Consider the following 7,205-nt stretch of genomic DNA (forward strand, 5'->3'; position numbering starts at 1 on the left):
GATCTCGGCGCTGCGGCCCGTTCGCCGTTATCCAGCCGGGGACGGCTCGGGGCCTACGTAGCGCGCACGAGGACGAATGAGCCGCCCGTCGTCGATTTGCTCCATCGCGTGCGCGATCCATCCGGCTGCGCGGCCTAGCGCGAACAGAGCGAACGCCGAGCCTGCAGGCAGCGCCAGCACGCGTTCGATCGACGAAAGGGCGAAGTCGATCGTTGGCGCGAGGCCGGTGGTGCGGCCGGCGACATCGACGACAGCCTCGATGCTGCGCAGCCTCGCCCGCTCGACGGAGCGCACACCGGTGCAGGCGTCGAGCATCGTCATCAAAAGCGCCGCGCGCGGATCGCCGTCGGGATACAGCGGATGGCCGAAGCCCGGCAACACCGTGCGCGCGCGAGGATCGTCGTATGTCATGTGGCTCATGACATAGTGCTCGACCTCTCCGGCTTGGGCGGCCTCGGCAAGCATGGTTGAGACGCGCACCGTCTCTCCGCAATGACGCGGGCCGGCGAGTGCGGCAAGACCGCCCGTGACGGCGCCGAAGAGATGCATGCCCGTCGAGGCAATGCATCGCACTGTGAACGCGGATGCGTTCAACTCGTGGTCCGCACAGACGACGAGCGACGCGCGCAGGAGGTCGACGGGGCGCCGGCGCGTGATGCCCCACGCTTTTGCCAGTTGCCGATGCAGCGGTTCGCGCGAGGGAGCCGATGCTGTCAATGCGGCCGCGAGCACGCGTAACAATGCGCCGGCGGTTTCGATTCGGCCTTGCCGATCGAGCGCCCAAATGCCGGGCAAGTGCGCGGCGGCGATGGGCAGCACGACGAGCGCGCGCTGGTGCGGGGCCTGCCGGCGCGTGAGCTTGAGCGCCGCGTTCCACTGAGTTGCCGGGAGCGGAACATCGGGCGTCTCGTCGATCAACTTGCGCTCGCACTCCCATAACAGCGCAGCGGTATCTTCGAGCGTGGCGGTTGCCGCCCACGCGAGCGCATCGTGGCCTCGATAAAAAAGCCGGCCGTTCGCGATCGACGTAATGCGCGATTCCAAAACCGGAACACCCCAGTCCAGGACCTTTTGTGCGACTTTGCCGGCTCGCTTGCCGTCGGCCTTGCGGCGAGCGAGGCGACGTACTTCGTCGGCCGCATAGCCATGCCGCTTCCCGTCCATGTCGGGCGTCGAATTGAGCAAGCCCCGGCTCACGTAGGAATACAGTGTCGGCACGCTGATGCCGAGCGTCGATGCGGCCTCGGTGGCGGTCAGATAAGTCGGCATGGCGCGAACATACGTTGATTATTGCAATCAAGATTGATCGACATGGCCGCTGATTCTAGACTCGTTTTCACCACAAACACAGGTCTCGCCGATCATGACACCGCATCTCGCACTCGAGCACCTTTGGTCGCTGGCCGTCTGTGCACCTGACGCATTGGGCGATATTCATTTCGAAGGTCGGGATCCGGGATTGCCCTCCGTTTATCGCGTGGGGACGCTGGCCTGTGCGACGATCGGCGCCGCGGCGCTTGCCGCCGCCGAATGCCATGCGCTGCGCACGGGGCGCCGTCAGCGCGTCGACGTCTCGATGCGGCGTGCCCTTGCAGTGTTCCGCAGCGAGCGCTATCTGCGGATCGACGACGGCCCCGCGCCTGAGTTGCGCGATCCGTTGATGGGTTTTTACGAAACGCGGGACGGGCGCTGGATTCAGCTGCATACGAACTTCCCCCATCACCGCCTTGGCGTCGTGAACGTGCTCGGTTGTGCGAACGATCGCGATGCCGTGGCCGCGGCGATTCGAGGATGGGAGGGGGCCGAGCTCGATCGTGCGCTCGCCGATGCCGGCTTGTGCGCAGCACTGATTCGCTCGCCTCGCGAGTGGCAGGAAAACGAGCAGGCTGCCGCTGTGGCGGCGCTGCCGCACTTCGAGATCGAACGCATCGGACCCGCCGCGCCGATGCCGATCGGCAGCGATGGGAATGCGGTGGCCGACCGGCCGCTCGCCGGCACGCGCGTGCTCGATCTGAGTCGCATCATCGCGGGCCCTGTCGCTGGCCGCACGCTTGCGCAGCACGGCGCGCAAGTGCTTTTGATCAACGGTCCGCATCTGCCGAATATCGCGCCGCTCGTGGTCGATAACGGCCGCGGCAAACGCTCCGCGCTACTCGATCTGCGCGAGCCGACCGATGCCGATCGGCTACGCGAGCTGGCGGCCCATGCGGATGTGTTTCTGCAAGCGTACCGGCCCGGCGCACTCGCGGCGCGCGGCTTCGCGCCCGAGGATCTCGCGCGGATTCGGCCTGGCATCGTCTATGTGTCGGTGAGCGCCTACGGACATCAGGGGCCTTGGTCCCAGCGCCGGGGCTTCGACAGTCTCGTTCAGTCTGCGAGCGGGATCGCATGGACCGAGCGCGAGGCCGTCGGCGGCACGGCGCCGAAGCATTTGCCCTGCCAGGCGCTCGATCATGCGACGGGGTATCTGGCCGCCTTCGGTGCAATGGTCGCACTGCTGAGGCGAGCGCGCGAGGGAGGCAGCTGGCACGTGCGTGTCTCGCTCGCGCAAACGGGGCGCTGGCTGCAATCGTTGGGCTTGCTGGAGGACGGATGGCGTGCACCCGATGTCGGTCTCGACGATGTGCGCGATCTGATGCAGACGATGGCATCGCCGTTCGGCACGGTTCTCGCGGCCGCGCCGGCGGAATCGATGTCGCTCACACCAGCGCGCTTTGCCTTGCCGCCTCATCCGATCGGCGCCGACGAGCCGCGCTGGGTCGAGTCGTAGCGAGACGCGCGGCGTGCGCTACCGAGTTACTTGCGCAACTCGGCGACGAAGTCGTAGTAATCGTTGCGGCAGTAGGTATCGGTGAGTTCGATGGCGCGCTGGTCAGCCGTATAGCCGATACGAGTAATGAGGAGCAGTGCGTCGTGCGGTGCGATGCTCATTTGGCGCGCGATTTCGTCGCTCGCATTGACCGCGCGGAAGTGCTGCAGCGCGCGTACGATCGCGAGACCTCGTTGTTCGAGATAGCTGTAGAGCGAGTCGCCGATCGCATTGGGATCAGGCACGACGGATGCCGGCAGCGTCGAGTTCTCGACCGCCATGACGATGCCGTCGGCGAGGCGCAGCCGTTTCAAGCGCGTAACGGCCGCCGCCGGAGACAGCCCCAACTGGATCACCTCGTCGCGGCTTGCCGGCTGAATATCGCGCGAGAGCCATTTCGAGCTCGGCGTGAAGCCTCTGCGCCGCAGCATCTCGCTGAAGCTCGACAACTGCGAAAGTCGTACGTCGTAGCGGGGCGTGATGAAGCTGCCGGCGCCTTGCGAGCGACGAATGAGACCTTGTTCGACAAGCAGCGCGATGGCCTTGCGCGCGGTGATGCGCGAAACCCCGAGCGCCTCCGACAGGACGCGTTCGGACGGCAGTGCTTCGCCCGCGTTCCAGCGGCTTTCGTGGATGGCCTGCCCGAGCTTGCGGGCAAGCTGGAGGTAAAGCGGCGTATCGTTTTCCGGGTCCGGACGCAGATCGCGCCAGCGGTCTTCCGAGGGTGCATTCATGGCCTGTAGGCGGCGAGGGGCAAGCGGTGATTTTATGTCATCGCCGCGTCGCGGGCCATGTTATGCGAAGCGAGCACACGTTTTTCGGCTCGGGGCTACACTCCCGTTGATCTTCGAAAGCGTTGGGGAGAAGGCAATGGAACGTAACGATGCGTGGGTGACGCTGCCGGATGGCGAGCGTATCGCGAAGCTGGGACTCGGCACATGGGAGATGGGCGAGCGGCGTTCCGCGCGCGAGGCGGAAATCGCCGCGTTGCGAGAAGGTATCGAACTTGGCATGACAGTCGTCGACACCGCGGAAATGTACGGAGACGGTGCCACCGAGACGCTCTTGGGCGAGGCGCTCGCCGGGTTGCGTGAAAAGGTGTTTCTTGTCAGCAAGGTCTATCCGCACAACGCGAGCCGACGCGGCGTGGTCGCCTCATGCGATGCGAGCCTCGCACGGCTGAAGACGGACCGCCTCGACCTGTATTTGCTGCACTGGCCCGGCACCATTCCGTTGGAAGAAACGGTGGAAGGTTTCGAATTGCTGCTGCGCGCGGGCAAGATCCGGCATTGGGGCGTGAGTAATTTCGACGTCGATGAAATGGACGCGCTCTTCGCGGCGGGGGGTACCGCGTGCGCTGCAAACCAGATTCTCTATAACGTCGCACGGCGCGGGCCCGAATTCGATCTGCTGCCATGGATGCGCGCGAGAAAGATGCCGGCGATGGCCTACAGCCCGATCGATCATATGCGCTTGCCGCAGGGATCCGTACTCGACGATATCGCGCGAGCGCGCGGGGTCTCGTCTGTCAGCATCGCGCTTGCATGGGTGCTCGAACAACCCGGCGTTTGTGCGATTCCCAAAGCGGGGAACATCGAGCACATGCGAGAGAATCGTCGAGCGCTCGATATTCGGCTCACCGACGATGAGCGCGCGCGCATCGATGCGCGGTTCAAGCCGCCGCGATCGAAGCGCGCGCTGGAGATGTTGTAACGCAGTCCGTTAGGCCGCATATCTCTACGCGGCGGAGCGCCCGCCGCGCCGATCGGCGGGTATCAGTGGTTGCCGCCGTGCCCGCCGCCGTTGCTGCCGTTGCCTCCACCGTTGCCGTGGCCGTTGCCGCCGTTGCCGCTGCCTTGCCCGCTGCCGTTACCGCCGCCGTTGCCGACACCGTTACCGCCGTTGCCACTGCCGTTGCCACCGCCGCCGTGTCCGCCGCCGTTGCCGCCGCCGTTGCCGCCGCCGTTGCCACCGCCGTTACCACCGCCGTTACCACCGCCGTGTCCGCCGCCGTGCCCGCCGCCGTTACTACCGCCGTTGCCGCCGCCGTTGCCACCGCCGTTGCCACCGCCGTTGCCACCGCCGTTGCCACCGCCGTGCCCGCCGCCATTGCCGCCGCCGTGTCCGCCGCCGTTACCACCGCCGTTGCCGCCGCCGTTGCCACCGCCGTTACCACCGCCGTTGCCGCCGCCGTGTCCGCCGCCGTTACCACCGCCGTTACCACCGCCGTTGCCGCCGCCGTTGCCGCCGCCGTGTCCACCGCCGTGTCCACCGCCGTCGCCCCCACCGCCGTGTCCACCACCTCCGGTGCCGCCGCCCGTACCTCCGGTGCCGCCGCCCGTACCTCCGGTGCCGCCGCCCGTACCTCCGGTGCCGCCGCCCGTACCTCCGGTGCCGCCGCCCGTACCTCCGGTGCCGCCGCCCGTACCCCCGGTGCCGCCGCCCGTACCCCCGGTGCCGCCGCCCGTACCTCCGGTGCCGCCGCCCGTACCTCCGGTGCCGCCGCCCGTACCTCCGGTGCCGCCGCCCGTACCTCCGGTGCCGCCGCCCGTGCCTCCGGTGCCGCCGCCCGTACCTCCAGTGCCGCCGCCCGTGCCGCCGGTACCTCCGCCCGTGCCGCCGGTACCGCCGCCCGTGCCGCTGCCACTGCCGCCGTTGTCGCCTCGTCCAGTACCGCCACTCGAGCTGCCTCCGCCGCTGCCTCCACCACGACTGCCCCCGCCGCTACCGCCGCCGTTGCCGCCAGCAAAGCCGCCGTTGTTCGAACCAGCCGCAGTAGCGCCGTTGTCAGTACCGCCCACATCGATGCTGAGCAATTTGAGGCACGCTTCCGAGCTGGGGTTCACAGCACATGGATCCGCGGCTGCGGAAGTATCGGTCGCATCGCTTTGAGCGGCTTGCGTGTCGGGCCAAGTCTGCAAAGCGGGTGATGTAACAGTGTTGCCATCGTCGCTCGCCGCAGCGGTGAGCAACCATCGAGCTACACCGTCGTCGGGCGGCATCGCCTGTACGGGCGATCCCAAAAGAAGTGCGATTGCTCCGGCCAGCGAGACCCCGATCGCTTTCGCAGATATGTAGGAGTCCTTAATATTGACGATGCTCTTCATGGTTATCCCCCGATGCGACCGGCGACCCGCTGCCGCCGTCGTCTCGCGTATAGCTTCGCGATTACGGCAGTTCCAGCGTCGCGCGGCAAAGCGCGAATTCGCGTGATGTACGAGGGGTCTACTGCGATAACCGTGCCATCGGGCGCTAAGGCGTGCTGCACACGGCGAGCGTTCGGAGCTTGCCCGCCACCATCGCAGAAATGCACGAAAAACGTTTCACGTCCGATACGCGAAACAAGGGGTGGTGTGCAGCGCGGCGCGCGGCGAACAGGCGGGAAGACGAGGCAGTCGCCCGCATGCCGGGCGTGTCAGGCGCCTTGAAGTTCGTGACGCGCCGTGCGCAGTTCTGAGACGGGGATGTGGCATCGAATCAAATGGCCGTTTCCGGCGTCCGCAAAGGGCGGGTCCTGTTGCTCGCATATCGCGCCGAGCTTGCGTGGACAACGTGTCTGGAACACGCAGCCTGAGGGCCGCGCAGCAGCGCTGGGCGGTTCACCGTACAGACGGACGCGAGGGATTCGTGCTTCGGACGGGTCGCCCGGCAGTGACGGTACTGCCGATAAAAGCGCCTCGGTATAAGGGTGACGTGGGCCGTCGAACACGTCGCGCGCGGCGCCGATCTCGACGAGACGTCCGACGTACAGCACGGCGATCCGGTCGGACACATAGCGCACGACGTCGAGGTCGTGAGAGATGAACACATAGCTCACGCCTCGGGCGCGCTGAAGATCGACGAGCAGATTGAGGATGGCTGCCTGCACGGAGACATCGAGCGATGATGTCGGCTCATCGCAAACGACGATGCGCGGATCGCCCGCGAATGCGCGAGCGATCGCAACGCGCTGCTTGAGCCCGCCCGACAACTGACGCGTGCGCGAGCCGAGATATCGGCGCGGTAGCCGCACCGCATCGACGAGCGAGGCGAGCCGCGCGTCGTGTGCGGTACCGCGCAGTGCCGCGAGCTTCGATAGTGCGCGGCCGATCAGATGTTTGACCGAGTGCGCCCGATTGAGCGCGGCGTCGGGGTTCTGGAAGACGATTTGCAGCGACTTCACCTGATTGTCGTCACGTCGTTGAACGCGCGATGGCAACGCTTTGCCGTCGAGTTCGATCGTAGCGCCGGGATCGGGCGCAATAAGTCCGACGATGAGCTTTGCGAGCGTGTGTGGCGCGACAATCTGGATGAGAGACGCGCGACAAACAAGATGAGAATGTCGCGGCGAGGTTGATGATGCCGATGTTGATTGACGCTGACAAGCGTTTGTTGATTGACGCGCGGCGCATGTTGC

5 protein-coding genes and 1 pseudogene are annotated in these 7,205 nt (G+C 66.4%); 2 read left to right on the forward strand and 4 right to left on the reverse strand.

The window, feature by feature from the left end:
• Window positions 1-27: 27 nt before the first annotated feature.
• On the reverse strand, window positions 28-1,269 hold the full coding sequence (locus GWC77_RS22765) for a citrate synthase family protein (protein WP_173260538.1): 1,242 nt from the start codon (window positions 1,267-1,269) through the stop codon (window positions 28-30).
• A 94-nt stretch (window positions 1,270-1,363) separates the two neighbouring features.
• Between GWC77_RS22765 and GWC77_RS22770 the strand changes: the two genes are divergently transcribed.
• Complete coding sequence (locus GWC77_RS22770; protein WP_173260540.1) at window positions 1,364-2,770, forward strand: CoA transferase; 1,407 nt, start codon at window positions 1,364-1,366, stop codon at window positions 2,768-2,770.
• 26 nt (window positions 2,771-2,796) lie between these two features.
• Here GWC77_RS22770 and GWC77_RS22775 read toward each other — a convergent pair whose 3' ends face one another.
• Window positions 2,797-3,543, reverse strand: a complete 747-nt coding sequence (locus GWC77_RS22775) for a GntR family transcriptional regulator (RefSeq protein WP_173260542.1) — start codon at window positions 3,541-3,543, stop codon at window positions 2,797-2,799.
• 136 nt (window positions 3,544-3,679) lie between these two features.
• On the opposite strand from GWC77_RS22775, the gene GWC77_RS22780 reads away from it, so the two are divergent.
• Complete coding sequence (locus GWC77_RS22780) at window positions 3,680-4,522, forward strand: aldo/keto reductase (protein WP_173260544.1); 843 nt, start codon at window positions 3,680-3,682, stop codon at window positions 4,520-4,522.
• 62 nt (window positions 4,523-4,584) lie between these two features.
• Here the strand turns inward: GWC77_RS22780 and GWC77_RS22785 are convergent, their stop codons facing one another.
• Both GWC77_RS22785 and GWC77_RS22790 read right to left on the reverse strand, forming a co-directional pair.
• Window positions 4,585-5,655: a hypothetical protein gene (locus GWC77_RS22785; protein WP_173260546.1), complete on the reverse strand. Its 1,071-nt coding sequence runs from the start codon at window positions 5,653-5,655 to the stop codon at window positions 4,585-4,587.
• Window positions 5,656-6,224: 569 nt separating this feature from the next.
• A pseudogene (locus tag GWC77_RS22790) lies at window positions 6,225-7,079 on the reverse strand (oligopeptide/dipeptide ABC transporter ATP-binding protein); the annotation flags it as partial.
• Between the last annotated feature and the right edge of the window lie 126 nt (window positions 7,080-7,205).

This window comes from Paraburkholderia sp. NMBU_R16 (assembly GCF_013282575.1).
Taxonomy (GTDB): Bacteria; Pseudomonadota; Gammaproteobacteria; order Burkholderiales; family Burkholderiaceae; genus Trinickia.